Source organism: Mesorhizobium sp. M3A.F.Ca.ET.080.04.2.1 (assembly GCF_003952525.1).
Taxonomy (GTDB): domain Bacteria; phylum Pseudomonadota; class Alphaproteobacteria; order Rhizobiales; family Rhizobiaceae; genus Mesorhizobium.
The window spans coordinates 676410-694963 of sequence record NZ_CP034451.1 but is presented as its reverse complement, the minus strand read 5'-3'; the positions used below and the strand labels follow the sequence as shown (position 1 = coordinate 694963).

At 62.7% G+C, this 18554-nt stretch carries 18 protein-coding genes and 1 pseudogene; 7 read left to right on the top strand and 12 right to left on the bottom strand.

The features are described from left to right. The first annotated feature begins 124 nt into the window (after positions 1 to 124). The 5 genes and pseudogenes from prfB to EJ074_RS03235 all read left to right on the top strand — a co-directional run bounded on the left by prfB (position 125) and on the right by EJ074_RS03235 (position 4445). Positions 125 to 1256 (top strand): peptide chain release factor 2 gene (prfB, locus tag EJ074_RS03255; protein ID WP_129552770.1). Its coding sequence is split into 2 segments (ribosomal slippage): positions 125 to 190 and positions 192 to 1256, totalling 1131 coding nucleotides; the frame shifts between segments, so codons are not numbered across the junction. Positions 1257 to 1701: 445 nt separating this feature from the next. After that, on the top strand, positions 1702 to 2079 hold the full coding sequence (locus tag EJ074_RS03250; RefSeq protein WP_095807494.1) for a hypothetical protein: 378 nt from the start codon (positions 1702 to 1704) through the stop codon (positions 2077 to 2079). Positions 2080 to 2483: 404 nt separating this feature from the next. Beyond that, positions 2484 to 2850: pseudogene (locus EJ074_RS03245) on the top strand (GFA family protein). 107 nt (positions 2851 to 2957) lie between these two features. Next, positions 2958 to 3608 (top strand): OmpA family protein, encoded by a 651-nt coding sequence (locus EJ074_RS03240; RefSeq protein ID WP_095807330.1) that lies wholly within the window; start codon positions 2958 to 2960, stop codon positions 3606 to 3608. A 228-nt stretch (positions 3609 to 3836) separates the two neighbouring features. Beyond that, entirely contained in the window at positions 3837 to 4445 is a 609-nt protein-coding gene (locus tag EJ074_RS03235; RefSeq protein WP_095807331.1) for a hypothetical protein, read from the top strand. Positions 4446 to 4572: 127 nt separating this feature from the next. Here EJ074_RS03235 and EJ074_RS03230 read toward each other — a convergent pair whose 3' ends face one another. Continuing rightward, entirely contained in the window at positions 4573 to 6129 is a 1557-nt protein-coding gene (locus EJ074_RS03230; protein ID WP_165349841.1) for a DEAD/DEAH box helicase, read from the bottom strand. Between the two features lie 192 nt (positions 6130 to 6321). Continuing rightward, the gene (locus EJ074_RS03225) at positions 6322 to 7095 is read right to left on the bottom strand and encodes an NAD kinase (protein ID WP_095807333.1); all 774 of its coding nucleotides are present in this window, start codon (positions 7093 to 7095) and stop codon (positions 6322 to 6324) included. Positions 7096 to 7151: 56 nt separating this feature from the next. Between EJ074_RS03225 and EJ074_RS29525 the strand changes: the two genes are divergently transcribed. Then, positions 7152 to 7289, top strand: a complete 138-nt coding sequence (locus tag EJ074_RS29525; protein WP_165349840.1) for a hypothetical protein — start codon at positions 7152 to 7154, stop codon at positions 7287 to 7289. 258 nt (positions 7290 to 7547) lie between these two features. Here the strand turns inward: EJ074_RS29525 and EJ074_RS03215 are convergent, their stop codons facing one another. From EJ074_RS03215 to EJ074_RS03195, 5 genes are read right to left on the bottom strand one after another with little or no spacing between them, the layout of a single operon-like run. Further along, positions 7548 to 8309, bottom strand: coding sequence for an MBL fold metallo-hydrolase (locus EJ074_RS03215; RefSeq protein ID WP_095807335.1), 762 nt, complete (start codon positions 8307 to 8309; stop codon positions 7548 to 7550). Positions 8310 to 8311: 2 nt separating this feature from the next. Then, positions 8312 to 9376: an ABC transporter ATP-binding protein gene (locus EJ074_RS03210; protein WP_095807336.1), complete on the bottom strand. Its 1065-nt coding sequence runs from the start codon at positions 9374 to 9376 to the stop codon at positions 8312 to 8314. Further along, complete coding sequence (locus tag EJ074_RS03205; protein WP_129552769.1) at positions 9373 to 10155, bottom strand: ABC transporter permease; 783 nt, start codon at positions 10153 to 10155, stop codon at positions 9373 to 9375. Before EJ074_RS03205 ends, EJ074_RS03210 begins: the two co-directional genes overlap by 4 nt. A gap of 3 nt (positions 10156 to 10158) precedes the next feature. Further along, positions 10159 to 11004, bottom strand: a complete 846-nt coding sequence (locus EJ074_RS03200) for an ABC transporter permease (protein ID WP_095807338.1) — start codon at positions 11002 to 11004, stop codon at positions 10159 to 10161. Between the two features lie 8 nt (positions 11005 to 11012). Beyond that, complete coding sequence (locus tag EJ074_RS03195; RefSeq protein ID WP_095807339.1) at positions 11013 to 12095, bottom strand: spermidine/putrescine ABC transporter substrate-binding protein; 1083 nt, start codon at positions 12093 to 12095, stop codon at positions 11013 to 11015. A 92-nt stretch (positions 12096 to 12187) separates the two neighbouring features. On the opposite strand from EJ074_RS03195, the gene EJ074_RS03190 reads away from it, so the two are divergent. Further along, positions 12188 to 12802: a TetR/AcrR family transcriptional regulator gene (locus EJ074_RS03190; protein WP_095807340.1), complete on the top strand. Its 615-nt coding sequence runs from the start codon at positions 12188 to 12190 to the stop codon at positions 12800 to 12802. A 99-nt stretch (positions 12803 to 12901) separates the two neighbouring features. Here EJ074_RS03190 and EJ074_RS03185 read toward each other — a convergent pair whose 3' ends face one another. The 5 genes from EJ074_RS03185 to EJ074_RS03165 are packed head-to-tail and all read right to left on the bottom strand — an operon-like array spanning position 12902 to position 18314. Then, complete coding sequence (locus EJ074_RS03185; protein WP_095807341.1) at positions 12902 to 13807, bottom strand: SMP-30/gluconolactonase/LRE family protein; 906 nt, start codon at positions 13805 to 13807, stop codon at positions 12902 to 12904. Positions 13808 to 13817: 10 nt separating this feature from the next. Continuing rightward, positions 13818 to 14774 carry an ABC transporter permease gene (locus EJ074_RS03180; RefSeq protein WP_165349839.1) on the bottom strand — a complete coding sequence of 319 codons (957 nt, stop codon included), beginning with the start codon at positions 14772 to 14774 and terminating at the stop codon, positions 13818 to 13820. Continuing rightward, positions 14771 to 15739, bottom strand: coding sequence for an ABC transporter permease (locus EJ074_RS03175; RefSeq protein ID WP_129552768.1), 969 nt, complete (start codon positions 15737 to 15739; stop codon positions 14771 to 14773). Before EJ074_RS03175 ends, EJ074_RS03180 begins: the two co-directional genes overlap by 4 nt. A gap of 2 nt (positions 15740 to 15741) precedes the next feature. Beyond that, the gene (locus EJ074_RS03170) at positions 15742 to 17223 is read right to left on the bottom strand and encodes a sugar ABC transporter ATP-binding protein (RefSeq protein ID WP_095807344.1); all 1482 of its coding nucleotides are present in this window, start codon (positions 17221 to 17223) and stop codon (positions 15742 to 15744) included. Positions 17224 to 17240: 17 nt separating this feature from the next. After that, entirely contained in the window at positions 17241 to 18314 is a 1074-nt protein-coding gene (locus EJ074_RS03165; protein WP_245420411.1) for a substrate-binding domain-containing protein, read from the bottom strand. Between the last annotated feature and the right edge of the window lie 240 nt (positions 18315 to 18554).

Here is an 18554-nt window from a genome sequence, read left to right as displayed (position 1 = left end):
CGCGTGAGTCCGTTTCGGCGAGACGCGGCGTCGGCCCATTTCGCTTTACAGGCGGCGTTGCCGTGCCTATGTATCGCGCCTACTCCGGACAAAGAACCAGAACAACAGGACAGAACCAGAAGCCATGCGCGCGGAAACGCAGAACATTGTCGACGAGATCAGGCAGGCGATAACCCTGCTGAGGAGGCATCTTTGACTGGGATCAGGCCATCAAGCGGCTTGAATACCTGAACGTCCGCGCCGAGGATTCCAGCCTCTGGAACGATCCCCTGGAAGCGCAGAAGCTGATGCGCGAGCGCCAGGAACTCGAGGAGGGCATCGCGGCGGTCAAGGGCCTGACACAGGCGCTCGAAGACAATATCGGCCTGATCGAGCTCGGCGAGGAAGAGGGCGACGAAGGCGTCGTCGCCGAAGCTGAGGCGGCGCTCCGCTCAATGCAGGGCGAGGCGAAGGCCCGCCAGGTCGAGACGCTGCTATCGGGCGAGGCCGACGCCAACGACACCTATCTCGAAATTCATGCCGGCGCCGGCGGCACCGAGAGCCAGGACTGGGCCTCGATGCTTCTGCGCATGTATACGCGCTGGGCAGAGCGGCGGCGCTTCAAGGTCGAGGTGCTGGAAGTCCACGAAGGCGAAGAGGCTGGCATCAAGTCGGCCACGGTGCTCATCAAGGGCCACAATGCCTATGGCTGGCTGAAGACGGAGTCCGGCGTCCATCGCCTGGTGCGCATCTCGCCTTACGACAGCAATGCGCGCCGCCACACCTCGTTTGCCAGCGTCTGGGTCTATCCGGTCATCGACGATACGATCGAGATCAATGTTTCGGAATCCGACGTCCGCATCGACACCTACCGCTCCTCCGGTTCGGGCGGCCAGCACGTCAACACGACCGACTCGGCAGTCCGCATCACCCATCTTGCGACCGGCATCGCGGTTGCCTGCCAGGCCGAGCGCTCGCAGCACAAGAACCGGGCCAAGGCCTGGGAGATGCTGCGCTCGCGGCTCTACGAGGAAGAGCTGAAGAAGCGCGAGGCCGTCGCCAACGCCACCGAGGCGTCGAAGAGCGATATCGGCTGGGGCCACCAGATTCGCTCCTACGTGCTGCAGCCCTACCAACTGGTGAAGGACCTGCGCACCGGGGTTGAGAGCACCAGCCCGTCGAGCGTGCTCGACGGCGACCTCGACGAATTCATGGAGGCCTCGCTGTCGCACCGTATCGAAGGCGGCGCCGGCGAAATGGTGGCGGATCTCGACTAGCCGAGACGCAAGCTGACGTTTCAGGATGGGTGGTGACGCGCCGCGCTCGGTGCGGCCCCCCACAGCACACATCTTTGTCGGTTCCAAGGCGAAATGGTTCACAATCGGCGACAAGCGCCTGCGGTATGATGAACGTGTTCCCGGCTGAACGGCCGGAACCAGCGTGAGCCGAATTTCGTTGTCCGGCACCAGCTTCCGCACTGCTAACCGGCCATTTACCAAGCCGGCGCACGATTCTGGCAGGCAGAGGTTGGCGCAGGTCGCGGCATCGTCGATGCAGCAGATTCTTGCGCCGGCCAAGGAATCAGCCCAGCATTGGGGCTGAACGATAGAAGCATTTATGGCCGGACGCGGCATATCTGCGACTGACGATCCGGCCACTTGGGAAGACACGTTCCGGGAACGGGCAAGCGAGAAACGCTTGATGCTCGAAAGGAACGCTTCGATGTCTGCTGCCATAGCAAGATCGGCCCAAACCGTTCGACCGGCTGGCCGACTCCTGTTTTCCCTGTTCACCACCGGTGTGCTCGCGATTCTGACCGCGCCTGCCTTCGCGCACGACGCCAAACCCACGGCGGTTCTACCGCAAGGCTGGAGCTATCCCTTTGCCTGCTGCGCCAATTACGACTGCAAGGAGGTGCCGCAGTCGTCGATCAGCGAGCGGCCAGAAGGCTACGTCATCAAAGGCACGGGCGAGGTCGTGGCCTACAGCGACAAGCGCGTCAAGGATTCGCCCGATGGCGAATATCACTGGTGCGCGCATCAGGCTGGGCTCGATGCCGGCAAGACCATCTGCCTGTTCGTGCCGCCCCCGTCCTACTGATGCATGTCGCCCAGAAATGTGCAGCGGTCCTGGGCAACGACATGCATAAAACAAAGACTTAAAGCGCGTCGCCTGAATCCGTTTCAGCGCGACGCGCTTTCGAGCAGGATACGCCAGATCGACTTTGACATCCTGCTCTACCTGCCTGTGTTGCGGTGCTTCTAAGAAGCCAGGCGGCTCCGCCTAGCTGCAAGCCCACCTCACTCTGCCGCTGACCGCTTGAGGGCTCAAGCGCGCAGGGCAGAAGCTGCCGGCACGAGACGATGCCAGCCTCCTGACGAACGGTTGTCAGGAGTGCTTCCTTATGCTGCCTTGCTGCTCAAGCATTTGCACGAAACGTGCGAAGCGGCTTTCCGTGCGGAATGCTCGACAAAGGGGTGGCGGACAACGGAGAGGTAACGACTATGACAATCAAGGGAAGCTGCCACTGCAAGGCGACGACATTCGAAGTGTCGGGCGCCGCAGACGGTGACGCAGTGCACATGCTCGTTCTGCTCCAAGCGGGGCGCGCTATGGGCCTACTACGTGCCATCGCAATTCAAGCTGACCAGCCCACTTGAAAAGGTCTCCTTCTACCGCTGGGGTTCGAAAACCATCAAGCACGGTTTTTGTGCCACCTGCGGCTGCGGCACCTTCACCCAAACGCCTGATTGGTCGACGGGCGAACCGGACTTCGACAACCCGAGGATCAGCGTCAATTCCCGCCTGTTCGACGATTTCGACCTGGGTCAGGTCGAAGTGGTTGTGATTGACGGGAAGAACCTCTGGTAACGCCACCTTTGCCGTTCCGTTTTTCGCCGTATTTCATGCTACAAGGCGAGCGGAAGGGCTGATTTGGCGCCGCCGCAACGGCGGCGAATTGGAGAGGGACCAATCTTATGAAGAAGACTGTGCTCGTCGTCGTGGCGACGGCTGTGCTCGTGAGCGCCTGCACCACCACCGATCCGTATACCGGCGACCAGAAGATCTCCAACACAGCCGCTGGTGCTGGCCTTGGCGCGCTCGCAGGCGCCGGCATCGGTCTGCTCGCCGGCGGCAATGACCGCCGCAACGCACTGATCGGCGCGGGCATTGGCGCGCTGGCCGGCGGCGCGATCGGCGCGACCATGGATCAGAACGAAGCCGAACTGCGGCGCCAACTGCAGGGCACCGGCGTCAGCGTGACCCGCGCCGGCGACCAGATCATCCTCAACATGCCATCCGACATCACTTTCAACGTCGACCAGGATGCGGTGAAGCCGGGCTTCTATCCGGTTCTGAACTCGGTAGCACTGGTGCTGAACAAGTTCCGCCAGACCACGGTCGACGTCTTCGGCCACACCGACTCGACCGGCGGCGACGAGCATAATTTCGACCTGTCGCAGCGCCGGGCGCTGGCCGTCGCAAATTATCTTTCCGGACAAGGCGTCGATTCCCGCCGCTTCGCCGTCACCGGCTTCGGCAAAACCCGTCCGATCGCCTCCAACGCTACGGCCGCCGGCCGCGCGCAGAACCGGCGCGTCGAGATTCAACTGTCGCCGCTCACCTGATCGTATCGGCAGGCGAATGCGAGAAACGGTCCCGCGCGGGACCGTTTTTGTTTGAACGAAGGCTAGCGCTCTTCAGATCCGGTTAATTCTAAATGACTGCTTTTCCGCAATCAGGGAAAGGTCTAGCATCGACGATGTTCCAGAGGGGACGGGGCGGCATAAACCGGCCGCGCAATGCACTCTCCGCCTCGGTCTTGCACGGCTAGATCCAAAATCTGGGAGGAATGCATGACAAGACAAGCTCGCCTTGGACGTTGCGGCGTTCTCGTTTTGACTGGTCTTTTGGGTGCGTGGCTCGGCGCCACGACGGCTCACGCCGAGGACGCAAACAAGGCTGATATCGAAGCCCTGAAGAAATCGCTGGCCAAATATGAGGACTACACGGCCGCTGTGCGCGACCTCTATCTGTCGACCGTCGGTTGCGTCTACTACAGCGGCGAGAAGCTACCGGGCACGATGGACTATCCGAAGGGCGCCATGGGCATCCATTTCGTCAACGTTCCCAGTGTCGGCCAGAAGCTCGACCCGATGAAACCCAACGTCCTGATCTACGAGCCGACCAAGAAAGGCTTGAAATTGGTCGCTGTGGAATGGCTGGTGCCGCTGACGCCGGACGTCAAGGAAGCACCGACGCTTTTTGGCCAGAAATTCATGGGTCCGATGGAGGGGCACTATCCGCTCATTCCCAAGGAGTTCGTCCACTACGACCTTCACGCCTGGCTGTTCAGCGACAATCCCAACGGCATGTTCAGTCCGACGAACCCGAAGGTGAAATGCAGCAAGGCCGAGTTTCCGATGTTGGAAAAACCGACCAAGATGATGCCGGGCCCGATGTGAGAGCGAGCAGGATCATTTCGGGAAAAGTGTCTGGCTGAACCATCGGGCGAAGCCAGCAAAAGAACGGCCCCGCTTGGGCCGCCCCGCTTGGGGCCGTTTCGTTTCCGTCGGCGTTTGCTGGCGAGGTTCAGACCTTGGCGACGATCCGCATGAAAGCCGGCACGTCGTCGCCAAAGCCGACGGTCGCGTCGTCTTCTTCCTGACGATGACGGGCAGGGCGGTTGTCCCGTGGCGAACGCTGGTCACCGCGCTGGTCGTTGCGATTGGCGGAGCCCTTGCGGTCGTTCTCGGAGCGGATCGCGTCCTTGCGGGCGCGGCGCTCGGCGATATCGGTGACCTCGGCGACCGGCTGCTCATCGCGCGGCGCAACAGGCGTTTCGTCCTCGCCGTGCCCGGCATGGCGGTCGGCGCCCTTCTTGCGCTCGCCGCGGCCTTTGCGTTCCTCGTCCTTGCGGCCGGCCCGGCGCGGGGCACCGCGGCCACGGCGCGGTGCTTCCTCGCCCTCGCTTTCGGTCACCGTCGACAGATCGCCGTCATGCCACTCGATCTCGGTGCCGATCAGCCTTTCGATGGCGTCGATATATTTGGTGTCCGCGCGCGTTGCGATCGTGAAGGACTTGCCCGAACGGCCGGCGCGGCCGGTGCGGCCGATGCGGTGGACATAGTCCTCGGCATGGATCGGCACGTCGTAGTTGAAGACGTGGCTGACATCGGGGATGTCGAGACCGCGAGCGGCGACGTCGGATGCCACTAGGTAGCGCAGCTTGCCGTCACGGAAATTGGCAAGCATCTGCATGCGGGCGCGCTGGTCCATGTCGCCATGCAGCGCGCCGGCGTCGAAATCATACTTCAGCAACGAACGGAAAAGCTCCGACACCTCGACCTTGCGGTTGCAGAAGATGATAGCGTTTTTCAGCCCCTCGCTTTCAGCCTTCATCAGGTTGCGCAGCGTCTCGCGCTTCTCCCACGGCTTGGAGCCCGACTTTACCAGCCGCTGCGTGATGCTGGTCGCGGTGGAGGCGGCCTTCGAGACCTCGACACGCACTGGAGCGTGCAGGAATTTTTCGGTGAGCTTGGTGATCTCCGGCGGCATAGTCGCCGAGAAGAACAGCGTCTGGCGCGTGAATGGGATCATCTCGCAGATGCGCTCGATGTCGGGAATGAAACCCATGTCGAGCATACGGTCCGCCTCGTCGATGACGAGGATCTCGACGCCGTTGAGCAGCAGCTTGCCACGTTCGCGGTGGTCGAGCAGACGGCCAGGCGTGGCGATCAGCACGTCTGCGCCGCGCTCCAGCTTCTTGTCCTGCTCATCGAACGAAACGCCGCCGATCAGCAACGCGATGTTGAGCTTGTGGTTCTTGCCGTATTTGATGAAGTTCTCTTCGACCTGCGCGGCGAGTTCGCGCGTCGGCTCGAGGATCAGCGTGCGCGGCATGCGCGCGCGGGCGCGGCCCTTTTCCAGCCGTGTCAGCATCGGCAGCACGAAGGAGGCGGTCTTGCCGGTGCCGGTCTGGGCAATGCCCAGCACGTCCTTGCCCAGAAGCGCGTGCGGAATGGCGCCGGCCTGGATCGGAGTCGGCTGCGTGTAACCGGCATCGGTGACTGCGGAGAGGACCTTCGGCGACAGGCCGAGGTCGGTGAACGTCAACGCTTCTTGAGCGATCGTGGTGTCTGAGGACAAGTGTTTGGTGTCTTTGGCTGGTTCGGGAAAAGCGCAACGCTATCCGTCGCGGCAGACGCCGCGCGCCTGCAAGATCGCGTTGCAGTTAGGCGCAAGTCCGCGATTTGTCAACAGAAACGGCCGGAAATGCTGTGATTGTGAAGCTGTAACCTTAATGGCGCTGCATAATCGCGGCTATATCTACGCGCCACCTCAGTAGCGGAACTGCTCGGCCAGGATGCGTTCATTCCACGAATGGTTGGGATCGAACAGCAGTGTCGCTGTCGCGGTCGGGGATTCCCGGACGGTGACCGAGGCAACGGCCTTGACCTCCGTATGGTCGGCGGCGGCGTTCACCGGGCGCTTTTCCGACTCCAGTATGTCGAAGCGCACCGTCGCCTTGTTGGACAGCAGCGCGCCGCGCCAGCGCCGCGGCCGGAACGGGCTGACCGGCGTCAGCGCAAGCAGCGGCGCGTCGAGCGGCAGGATCGGCCCGTGCGCCGACAGATTATAGGCGGTGGAACCTGCCGGCGTAGCGATCATCACGCCGTCGCAGTTCAATTCCTCCAGCCGCACCTGATCGTCGACGGTGATGCGGATCTTCGCCGTCTGGTAGGACTGGCGCCAGAGCGCCACTTCGTTGATGGCGAGCGCGGAGATCGTTTCGCCATCATGCGTCACCGCCTGCATCTCGAGCGGGCGGATCGTCTCCGACACCGCCGACGCGATGCGATCCTCGAGTGCGCCGGCGCGATACTCGTTCATCAGGAAGCCGATCGTTCCACGGTTCATGCCGTAGACCTTCTTTCCCGTGCTCATCGTGTCGCGCAGCGTCTGCAGCAGGAACCCGTCGCCGCCAAGCGCGATAACGATCTCGGCATCGGCGACCGGCATTTGCCCGTAGCGGGCCGACAATGTCTCCAGCGCCGAGCGGGCGTCGTCGGTATCGGATGAGACGAAGGCGAAGCGGCTGGTTTGTTTGCTCATGGGTCCCGAACGGCAACCGCGACCGCCTGGTTGGGCCGCGCCGGCGACGGCGTAGCATGGGCCGCCGCATCTGCAAAGGGCGGCATGGCTGCGCCGAACTGACCGGCCAGCGCCGCTGGCTGCTCGCGCTTCGTGACAGCCATGCAACGAATGTGATCGCCGCGATGGTTAAGACCAGGCTTAAACACTCGTAAAGCCGGATCGGTCATGTTAGCCGGCAGTGGATGGGGTTGGCGGGGGCCAGTCGAGAGACCTGTCTATTGCCGGTAACACGCCTGATCATAGTCTTCCTGATGATGGGAAGTTTCGCCCTCATGTTCGCCGAGCTGGTGCGACATTCGGAAGAGATGAGCTTGCGGCCGCAGCCGGCCGCTTCGCGATGCGGCGATGCAGCCGGAACGCCCTGTCCGCAACGAGCGCTTTAAGCCAAGACTGCTGATCGCCTCCGGTGCTCACCGGCTCCGCTGAAGGTGGCACCCCGACTGGCGCTTGTGCGCGAGGTATTCGTCGATGAGCTGTCGGTAGCGTACCTTGCCGAAGCTCGGGAAATGCCCGCCATGCACGACCGAGACATCGAGCTCTCGCATTGACAGCATCGTATCGACATAGTCGCCGATGTCTGAGTGATAGACGTCGTCGATCAGCGGGCCGTCATAGACGATATCGCCGGACAGCAGAATGCCGGTCTTTCTCTCGTAAAGCGCGATGCCGCCGGGCGAATGTCCCGGCGTGTGGATGACCTCGAAGGTGCGGTCGCCAAGATCGACCACGTCTCCACCTTCCAGCAGCCGGCTCGCGGGCGCCGGCAGGATGCGGTAGCGCGCCGCCTCCCAGCCCTCAGGCAGGCCGTCGAACATCGCATCGGTGGCGTAGCGGTCGGCGACCGTCCATTCGTTGCGCGGGTCGGCCAGGATTTCCGCTTCGGCCGAGTGCACGCAACGCTCCGAAAATTCATGATGGCAGCCGATGTGATCGAAATGCGTGTGGCTGGCGACGCACAGGAGCTTGCGCTCGCTGACCAGGGGAACGTGGCGCCTGAGGCTGAAATGGCCAAGGCCGGTGTCGAACAGCAAGTCGCGGTCGCGCCCGCGCACGTGCCAGATGTTGCAGCGGAAGAACGGCTTTATCCACGGCTCATGGATAAGCGTGATGTCGTCGCCCATGCGGATGGTTTCGTACCAGTCCGGAGCGCCTACGACCGGAAGAAGGTTCATGCTCAGTCCGCCAGCAGGATGATGTCGCCAGCGTTGCATGAAACGGCGACCGTGTCTCCAGCCTCAACCGTCGCTGCGACAGGCGCCTTGGCGATGAACTGCAGCGCCGGATCCTGCATCGAGGCTGCCAGCACGCGCTTGAAGCTGCCCTGGAAGACGACGTCGCTAATCCTGGCCGTGCCAAGCGCGACATCGCCTTTGGCGTCGCCGAGGAGCAGATGTTCGGGCCGTATGCCAAGCGCAACGCCGCGGCCGGCGGGCGACGTGCCGGGTACTGAGACCGGGCCAAGTTTGGTCGCGACTGTGACGCGCCCGCCCTGCGGATCGTCGGCCTTGCCGGCGACGATCGTGCTTTCACCCATGAAGGTCGCGGAGAAGCGTGTCTTCGGCCGGGCATAGACCCGCTCGGGCGAGCCCTCATCTTCGATGCGCCCGTCATTCATCACCACGCAATGGTCGGCCAGCGCCATCGCTTCTTCCTGATCGTGGGTGACATGGACGAATGCGGTGCCGACGCGCTTCTGGATAGCCTTCAGCTCATCCTGCATCTGCCGGCGCAGCTTCAGATCCAGCGCGCCGAGCGGCTCGTCGAGCAAGAGCACCGCCGGTTCGATAACCAGGGCGCGGGCAAGCGCAACCCGCTGCCGCTGGCCGCCGGAGAGCTGGTGCGGCTTCTTGTCGAAGGCTGTTGACAGACCGACGAGCGCCAGGGCCTCGCGCGCTTTCGCCGCCCGGGTAGCGCCATCGACACCCTGCATGCGAAGCCCGAATCCGACATTGCTGCCGACGCTCATATGCGGGAACAGCGCATAATCCTGGAACACCGTCGTCGTCGGGCGCTTGGCCGGCGGCACGGAGGTGCAATCCTCGCCGCGGATGAAAACCTTGCCTTCGCTGGGCGTGACGAAGCCGCCAAGGATCGAAAGCAGCGTCGTCTTGCCGGAGCCTGACGGCCCGAGCAGGATCGTGTAGCTGCCGGGTTCGATGGCGAGCGAGACGTTCTTCAGCACCGGATGCTGGCCGAAGCGGTGCGAGACGTTGCGGATGTCGACCAGGGGGGCGCTCATGCCGGCTTTCTCCGCAGAAGGGTCAATTCGAACAACACGACGAGGACGATCGATACGGCAAAGACCAGCGAGCCGACGGCGTTGGTCTTGGGGTTGAGACCGGAGCGCAAGAGGTTCCAGATTTCGACCGGCAGGGTCGTCTCGAAGCGGGTGAGCAGGAAGGAGATGACGAACTCGTCCCACGAGAACGTCATCGACAGGAAGAAGCCGGCAAAGATCGCCGGCGCCATCACCGGCACGGTGATCAGGAGCAGCACCTTCCATTCGGCCGCGCCGAGGTCGCGCGCGGCGCGCTCGATGTTGATCTGGTGGTCGCCCATCTGGCTGTAGATGATGGCAAAGCAAAGCGGCAGGTTGATCACGACATGGCCGATTCCGGCGGCGAGCAGCGATTTCGGCACGCCGGCCCAGTTGAACAGAACCAGAAGCCCCATGCCGATGATCAGATAGCTGACGGTGAGCGGCAGCGTGATCAGGCCGCGCAGCAGGGCCGAGCCGGGCAGCGCGAATCGCGCGAAACCCCAGGCGGATAGGAAGCCGAGCGAGGCCGAAGCAAGCGAGAACAACACCGCCACCAGCAGCGAATTGACCAGCGCCGAGGTCAGCCGTGCGTCGCTCAGAACCGCCTGATACCAGCGCAACGACGGGCCGGTGAAGGGTGGTATCGGGAATGAGGTCGATTGCAGCGAAAACAGCACCAGCACGACCACGGGCAGGAAGATGAAGCCGTAGACGGCGATTGCGTACGCCCCGGCGGCTATGCGGACGGCTGCGCGCATCGGTCAGGTCCGCTCGATCTTCAGCCAGCGGGCGCAGGCGAGATAGGCGACCGTGACGACCGCCATCAGGATGATCGACAGCGCCGAGGCGAGTGGGAAATCGCCGCGCCGGCCGATCTGCATCATGACCAGCTGCGGCATGACCAGCTCATTGTTGCCGCCGAGTATCTGGGGGGTGATGTAATCGCCGATGCAGAGCACGAAAGTGAGGAAGGCGCCTACCATGATGCCCGGCAAGGTGAGCGGCAGCACCACATGCAGGAAGATGCGCACCGGCCCGGCACCGAGATCGGCTGCGGCCTTGCGGTAACTCGGGCTGAGCTGCTTGAGGTTGGCGAAGATGGTGAGCGTCAGCAGCATGACGAAGAAATGAACGAAGCCGGTGACCGTGGCGAAGCGCGTGTTGGCGAGCTGCAGCGGCTCGGCAACCAGCCCGAGGCCAGCCAGCGCGCGGTTGATCACACCGTTTTGCGCCAGCACCAGCAGCCAGGAATAGGAGCGAACCACGTAAGACGTCCAGAACGGCAGCACGGCCAGCATCAGCGCCAGCCGCTGCCAGCGCTCCGGCACTTGTTCCGCCAGGATCCAGGCGAAGGGATAGGCGAGCAGGATCGAGATCGCCGTGACGACCGCTGTCACCTCGAGCGAGTTCACCATCGCCCGCCAGTAGGATGGGTCGGTGAAGAACTGGCTGTAGTTGGTGAGGGTGAATGCGCCGCCTTCATGCGCCGTCAGGCTGGAAAGCCCCATGGCGATGAAGGGCAGCACGAAGAACAGCAGCGTCCATGCCAGCGCCGGCGTGACCAGCGCCCAGGGTAGGGCACGTCCATTGGTTCCAGCAACGCTCATCGGCCGAGTTACTGCGCCTGCAGCATTTCGGTCCACATGTCCTGCATCTTCTTGTCGAGATCGGCATTCGGCGCCGGATAAGGCTGGGCTCGGGCAAGGAACTCAGGCTGCTCGTCGAAGCGCAGGATCTTTTTCTGCTCATCGGTCAGTGTCGCCTTCTTGTTGGAAGGCATGCCCCAGTAGCAGGCGGAGGTGGCAAGGCGCGCCTGGCCTTCCGGGCTCATGATGTACGGGATGAACTTCAGCGCCATGTCCTTGTTCTTGGAATCCTTGAACATGGCAAGCGACTGCGACCACAGCACCGCGCCTTCCTTCGGGATCGAGAAGTCGAGCGCCGGGTTTTCCTTGGCCAGGCCCGCCGTCACCCATTCGCCGCCGCCGACCAGGATGTCGACCTCGCCGGTTGCCAAAGCGGTCTGGCTGGCGGTGACCTCGCCGACCAGCTTGGCGTTGGCCTTCATCTTCAGCAACTCGGTCTTGAGCGCGGGCAAGTCGGCCTCGGTGAGTTCGGCGGTCTTCTTGCCGATCGCGAGCGCCGCCATGCCGATGACCGGCAAATAGTAGTCGTAGATGGCGATCTTGCCCTTGTATTTGTCGCTCGTTAGCGACGCCAGCGACTGCATGTCGGCCGGATCGACCTTGGTCTTGTTGAAGCCGATCGTGTTGTAGCCGAATTTTTCCGTGATGCCGTAGTGCTTGCCGTCGACGACGGTGGACTTCTCCATCTTCACTTCCGGAAAGAGGTCGGCGAAAGGCAATTTGTCTTCCGGCAGCGGCTCGAAAAGCCCTTTCTCGACGCCACGCGGCACGTCGATGGAATCGATCACCATCACATCCCAATCGCCAGGCTGCGACTGCTCTATGATGGCGAGACCGGCGCCGGTGCCTTCGAACTCCTTGACGTTGACCTTGACGTTGTTGGCTTCCTCGAAGGGCTGCAGCAGCGCCGGGTCGGAGTGATCGCACCAGATGAGCGCATTGAGGTCGGCGGCCTGAGCCGCGCCCGCCGCGACAAGCAGCGCTGTCGCCGCGCAGGCAGCGGCGAGATTGGATTTCAGGGTGGAAAGTGGATTCCGGGCGTTGATGGTCATCGAGTGTTCTCCCTGCCTTGCTGGCTTGTTAGCGAAAAGTTGAACCAATTCTAAAATTGAGTCAATTATGTTTTTGTGGCAAAGAGGCTGATATGAGCGGATTGCGCGAAAGGCAGAAGGCGGACCGGCACCGTCGCATCATCGATGCTGCGACAGCGCTATTCCGCGAAGCCGGCTATGAGGGCGCCAAGATCGAGGCTATCGCCGCGCAGGCCGAGGTCTCGATCGGGACGATCTACAATTACTACCAAAACAAGGGCGATATCCTCGGCGCCATCGTCGCCATGGAGGTCAACGAGGTGCTCAACGCCGGGCGAGGCGTGGTGGCCAATCCCCCCGCCGATATCGGCGACGCGCTGGACACGCTGCTCGGCATCTATATCGAGCACTCGCTGAATTATCTGAGCAAGGAGATGTGGCGGCAGGCGATGGCGATCTCGACGCAATTGCCCGACAGCCCCTTCGGCCAGGCCTATACCGCGCTCGACCGCGCATTGATCGAGCAGATCAGGGCTCTTATCGCGCGGCTGCAGGAGATCGGCCTCGTGCGCGCCGACATCGACGGGCCTACGGTGGGCGAGTTGCTCTTCAACAATATGAACATGATGTTCATCGAGTTCGTGAAGCGAGACGAGGCAAGGATTCCCGAATTGCGTGCTGCGATAAGGCGGCAGAACAGGATTTTGGTGGCGGCGATCAGGGTGTGACTGGTCCCGGATTGCTCCGGGACCAGCCCTCGGGAGGCTCCCTCTGCGGGAGTGAAACTAAGAAGCCGGGGCCGATGAAAACCCTGGGGGACGCACACATCAACGGGCGCCGAAAACCGGCTCGGGCAGACCGCGTATCCCGACCTCGATGGCGAAGATACCGCCGGTCATCGGCGCCGCATCGAAACCTGCGTCGTCCATGAAGACCCACCCGCCGTTGGCGAATTCGACCGAGGCTGTGGTCACGAACAGCGTGTCCAGGTTAGGGCCCCCGAACGCACAGCTCGTGACGTTCTTCACCGGTATCGCAATCTCAAAATCGATGGTTCCGTCCGCTGCATGGCGCGTTACGCGGCCGCCTCCCCAATGGGTAGACCAAAGGTATCCTTCGGCATCGACGGTGGAACCGTCGGGAGCGCCCTTCGCACCATCGAACCGGACAAAGGGCCGACTGTTCGACGCTTCGCCGGTATCGGGATCGATATCGAAGGCATTGATCACCCGCTCCAGGGTGCAACTGTGATACATGGTCCGCCCGTCCGGACTGAATGACGGTCCGTTCGAACAGACGAAACCGTCTGCGAACATCGTCGCGGCGCCATCGGCATCGATGCGGTAGAGCTGTCCAAGGGCCTCGGCTTCCAGGCGATCCGTCGTTCCGGCCCAGAGCCGGCCCTGGCGGTCGCATTTGGCATCGTTGAAGCTGATGTTGGGCCGGCCCGCGATCGGATTGACCAGCGTGGTGCGGTTCCTCATATCGGGCGAGAGCACGGTGATGCCGTCCGAGGCGGCCAGTGCCATGCCACCCTCGGCGGTGAGCACCAGGCCGCCGAGTTGCGGCGGCAGATCCAGATCGAACTTCGTATCCTTGCCAGTCGCCGGATCCAGTCGATGGATCTCGGGCCGAAATTGATCCAGCCAGTAGAGCGCCTGCTCGCCCGGATGCCACAGAGCGCTTTCGGCGAGTGCGCTTCGGGCCTCGAAAATGCAGCGAACGTCCATCATGTCACTCCAGTCACATCTGTTGCATGCGGCTCGTCTTGTTCAGCGCCAGCACAGCGATGATCAGGATGCCGGTGATGATGTTGCGCAGCCCTGGTTCGACCTGGAACACGTTCAGCATCGACAGCAGCAGAAAGAGAAATAGAGACGCGCTCCAAGTGCCGACCACGCTGGCCTGGCCCCCGGCGACATTGGTGCCCCCGATCACGACGACGGCGATCGAGCTCAGCAGGAACTCGCTGCCCATGTTGAGCGAGGGCCCGCCGACGAAGCCCGCGAACAGGACGCCCGCAAGGGCGGTCAGCATGCCGCATAGAATATAGGCCGAGAACCGGGTGCGCAGCACGTCGACGCCGGAGAGCCAGGCGGCGGTGGTGTTCTGCCCGCACGCGAGCAGCGAGCGGCCGAAGATGGAACGCCGCAGCACGTGGATCAACGCGAGGGAAGCGATCACCGCCGCCGCTGTGAGATAAGGAAGGCCCATGAACTGGCCGGTGGTGAACTCCGCCAGCAGCGGCGCGGGTTTGGCGACGGAGATCCTTGAATACACGAAGGTAAGAGATTCGAGTACCAGGCCGCACGCGAGCGTCGCAACCATGGGCGGAATGCGAAAAACGATGATCAGGAAGGCATTCGCCGCGCCAATGGCGAAGCCGCTGCCAAGACCGGCGGCGATCCCTAACAACAGGCCGGCATTCGCGCCTTCCATCTGTCCGGTGGAGAGATAGGCCGCCAGCGTGATGTTGGCAGGTACCGACAGGTCGATGTTGCCGGCGCCGCTCACCATGACGATCATTTGTCCAAGCCCGACAAGGGCGAAGAATACCGAATAGTTGAGTGCCGCGGAAACCACCGCGCCGCCACCGGCACCGCCGGAATAGGTCAGGATCACCACCCAAACCACGACCGCACCTGCCGTGGCGTAAAACCACGGCTGACCAAGCAGCCATGCACCCGTGATCTTCCTCATGCTGCCTTGGGCCTCCACGATACGATCCTGAGCGCCAGGATGACGAGCAGGATGGCGCCCTGGATGCTGTACTGCCATGCCGGCGGCACCGACGCGAAGCTCAGCAGAGACCCCGAGAGCAACATGATCAGGGCGCCGAACACCGTGCCGATCGGGGAGACGATGCCGCCGACGAACTCACCGCCGCCGATGATTACCGCGCCGATTGAAACCAGTGTCAGCCCACGTCCGACGTTGGCGTCGCCGGTGGTGGTGGTCGCGGCGAGACAGAGGCCGGCGCAGAGCCCGCAGATCCCGGCGAGACCGTAGAGCGTTATGCGCGCCCTCAGGGTGGAACGGCCGGCGCGTTCGACAGCCGCCAGGCTCCCGCCAATGCCCCGCAGCACGACGCCGTAAGACATCTTGTTGAGGATGAGATGAGCGGCCACCATCGGCACGAGGGTCAGCACGATCGGCATCGGAACGAGCGGCGGACGCAGCCGCACGAGTTCCGTCAGTGCCGCCGGTACCGTGCCACCGGGCATCGGCAGCACAGTCAGCGCCACACCGAGCCAGACGAAGGATGCGCCCAAAGTGACGACGATCGACGGCAGCTGGCGCAAGTGAATGAGTGCGCCTATTAGGGAGTAGGCGATTGGACAAGCAACAAGGAGCGCCACGCCGGTGACTGGCTGCTCGTTCAGCAGGCCGGCTGCAATGCAATCGATCAGCCCGACGAACGTGCCGACGCCCAGATCGATGTCTCCCGCAGTCATGACGAACATTTGCGCCAGCGCGGTGAAAACCAGCACGGGGGACAGGTTCAACAGCAGCCGCAAGCCATTATAGCTAGCCATGTTCGGACGCAGCCAGAAGACGAACAGGAGGATCAGCGCGAGCGCGATGAGCGCAAGGCCGAAGCGCGCCGCACCCAGGCTCGAAATGCCATTGCCGACCCGCGAAATCAAACTGGCGCGTCCATTCATCGTCAGTGTCCCTCGAATGAGGCGCGGATGAGCCGGTCTTCAGTCAGATCGGCGCGGTCGATCACGTCAACAACCCTGCGTTCGTGGAAGACATAGACCCGGTCGCAGAGGAACAGTTCGTCATTTTCAGTCGTGTACCAGACGAAGGAACGACCGCTTCCCGCTTCGGCGCGGATCTGCTCATAAATCTCACGCTTGGTGCCGATATCAACGCCGCGGGTCGGATCGTCGAAAAGGATGATCTCGGACGTCGAGGCGAAAGCCCTGGCCACCAGAGCCTTCTGTCGATTGCCACCGCTCAAAGCCATGATCGACTGGTCGGGGCCGGAGCTGCGGATTCCGACCTTTTGCCGCCAGCGCTCGGCCAGGTCCCTTTCCTCGACACCATCGATGAAGCCTCGACGGGCCAGCCGCCGCATGCTGGCGATCGAAACGTTGAGTGCGATCGACCAGAGCGGAAAGATGCCCTCGCGCTGGCGGTCGCCGCTGACATAGGCAGCTCCGCCTTCGACCCGGCATTGTCCGTCCCCCTTGCGGGTCCGGGCGGTCCGATAGATGCGGCGTAGTGTGTCCTTCTGGCCATGACCAGCCAATCCGGCGAGCCCCACCACCTCGCCGGCCTGAACGTGGACCGCAGGCATTCCGTCCAACCCCGCGATCTCGATCCGCAGATTGCCCTTGACGAGAGAACCGGTGGGCGTTGTTTCCGCCCTGGCGACCGCGCCCATCAACTCGAACAGCCGTTCACGGGAGAGGCCCGCGGCCGGCACATCGGCGACGATCCGGCCGTCTTTCATGGTCACGATGCGCTGAGTGTGGTCCAGCACTTCGTTGAGTTTGTGGGTGATAAGGATGCAACTGCGCCCGGCCGCCGATGCGCGGCGGAGGTAGGCGAGAAGCTGTTCCGCTGCGCTCGCATCCAGCGACGACGTAGGTTCATCCAGGATCACGAGCTTGGCTGGGGAGTCGCTCTCGGTGAAGGCACGCGCAATCTCGATCATTTGCCTCTCACCGATGGCGAGCTCGGAGATCGGCGCGTGGAGTTTGATCCGGTTGCCCGGGAAGATCTCGCCCAGCGTGTGCGCGATGAGAGCGCGACTGCGCTTCTCCCAACCCAGCCCGCCCAAGTGTGGATGGACAACCAGCGTGTTCTCGATCGCGCTCAGGTTGGGACAGAGCGACAGCTCCTGGAAAACGCAGCGTATTCCCAACGTATGGGCACGGGACGGATGATTGTCCCCAGTGACCAGGCTGCCGTCCATCGAGAGGGTGCCGTTGTCGGGAAGGACAACACCCATCAGCACATTCATCAGCGTGCTTTTTCCGGCGCCGTTGTGGCCGATCAGGCCAAGCAGTTCGCCGCGCTGGAGCTCCAGGTCGACTGACCGCAATGCCTCGACTGGGCCGAAAGACTTGCTGATGCCGCGCAGCGACAAGAGGGAAGCCTGCCCGGCTTTCCCTCTCTCAAGTGTCTCGACGGTCATGTTCGAAAATACCGGCCTTATTGCGGGACCTTGGGTTGCGGAAGATCGCTGCCGCTCTTGCCGGCCGCGCTTGCATCCATAAGCGCCACCGCATCGTCCTTGGTGTAGTGCGGCGAGGCTGCTGTTCCGACGGCCGTGGCCGCCAGCCAGGCATCGAGCGTATCGTCGTGAATGGCCAGGAGCGGGACGTTGACCGTGTTGGGAACCTTCTTGCCTGCCAGAACCTGCTGCGCGATCCAGAAGGCTATGGTTGACATGCCCGGCATCGATGAGATCGAGTAGGTCTCGTAACCGTTGGCCTTCATTTCCTTCCAGAGCGCCAGTTCGTCCTGCCGATTACCCATGACGATGGTCGGGATCTGACGTCCCGCCGCCTTGAAGGCCTGATAAGCGCCGAAGCCGTCGCCACCCTGGCCCACGACCCCGTCGACCTGCGGCAGGGTGGGAAGGATCGTTCCGACCTGCTTTTGGGTGATGGTTCCATCCCAGTTGCCGTACACGGTGCCGACCTTCTTCAAGTCGGGATACTTCTTCAGCGTATCGTTGATACCGGCGGAGATATCGATGTCCACCTGCGAGCCGGCAACGCCGCGGATTTCGAGGATGTTGCCCTTGCCGCCGAGCTTCTTCGCCAGGTACTCGGTCTCCTGCACACCGTAGTCGTGGTAATCGACTTTCAGCTTGATCGCACAAGGTTCGGTCGCCAGAGAATCATAGACCACCACCACAATGCCCGCGTCGCAGGCATCCTTGATACCGCCGTTGAGAGCGGTTGGAGAGGCGGCGTCGATGGCGATCGCGTTGAAGCCCTCAAGCACCAGATTCTGGAGCTGCGTGATCTGCTGAACCGGGTCGTCGTTGCCGGTGATGATCTTCTGTTCCTTGATCACTCCATCCTTGACTGCCTGGTCGGCAACCGCGTTCCAGGAATTCCAGGCCGATTGCTCCCAGGAGTTCGAGCTGAAGCCATCGGTGAGGGCGATCCGCATCTTCGAAGTGTCGCCCTGGGCTGCGCCCTCCTGCGACGCGGCTGCTCCAATGCCCAAAAGACTGGCCGCAAGCCCGCAGGCAATAAGCGTCGTTTTACGCACGTTCTCCTCCCTCAATTTCCCGGCAATGTCCGATCTTTGCCTCAGATCCTCCCCGCATTGTCATGGGCTCCTGTGAATAGGAGCGGCGGGAGAGGCACGATACCTAGGCCCCCGCATGAAAGTGAATCACCCCCAGGGGGGACGTCAGCTTCGCGAGGCGATCATCGTCGGAGACGCTGCCGGTACCAGAAGCTGGAAGCCTTTAGCTCCGCTAAACACACCTCTGCCCGCTTGGACAGG